Below are 644 nucleotides of genomic sequence, written 5' to 3' on the forward strand. Positions count from 1 at the left end.
AGTTACCCGCTCGGAGCCACACCCGGTTGGAACCACCCGGCCCGAGTTAGCCGGTCGGAGCCACAGCCGGTCGGAGCCATCCGGCCCGAGCTCGCCGGCCCGCTCTTCTTCCCCACCGAGCCGCGTCCGCTGACCGGCTTGTCGATCCCCCTCGTCCTGGGGCACGAGTTAGGCGGCACCGTGGTCGACAGGGGCGATGGTGTCGGTTCGGTCGTCGTGGGCGACCGGGCCACGGGCGAACCGATCTACCGCTGCGGGCAGTGCCCGCCGTGCCGGGCCGGCCGGTACAACGTCTGCCGCCAGATCGGCTTCCACGGGCTGATGGCCGACGGCGGCATGGCGGCATGGCGGAGTTCACTATCGGAGTTCACTATCGGCCGGGCGATCGCGTTGCGCCTCGCGGCGGACGGCGCGGACATCGCCGAAAAGCTCGGCGGCCACCTGGGCCTCGGCAAGGGGCAGGCGCTCGAGCAGTACGCCGCCGGGATCCCGCTCGGCCGCGGGCAGATACCCGAGGAGGTGGCCGCCTTCGTGTCCTATATGGCCGGTCCGGACTCCGCTTACATGACCGGGCAGTCGGTGGTGATCGACGGTGGTCTCGTGATGCGCTGAAAGGCGGGTTTCCGCTCGAGCCGGCGGGCCTG

1 protein-coding gene and 1 pseudogene are annotated in these 644 nt (G+C 71.1%); both read left to right on the forward strand.

The annotated features are described in order from the left end of the window. Positions 1–93: 93 nt before the first annotated feature. Positions 94–348 (forward strand): annotated as a pseudogene (locus tag ACY5KJ_RS17345) (alcohol dehydrogenase catalytic domain-containing protein); the annotation flags it as partial. Beyond that, positions 337–612 (forward strand): SDR family oxidoreductase, encoded by a 276-nt coding sequence (locus ACY5KJ_RS17350; RefSeq protein ID WP_462188142.1) that lies wholly within the window; start codon positions 337–339, stop codon positions 610–612. The pseudogene ACY5KJ_RS17345 and the gene ACY5KJ_RS17350, both read left to right, overlap by 12 nt. Positions 613–644: the final 32 nt, after the last annotated feature.

This window comes from Frankia sp. CcWB3, assembly GCF_977927595.1.

Excerpts from the sequence above, each read along its gene's own strand:
- ACY5KJ_RS17350 (WP_462188142.1), top strand. The coding sequence starts at position 337 with ATGGCGGCATGGCGGAGTTCACTATCGGAGTTCACTATCGGCCGGGCG.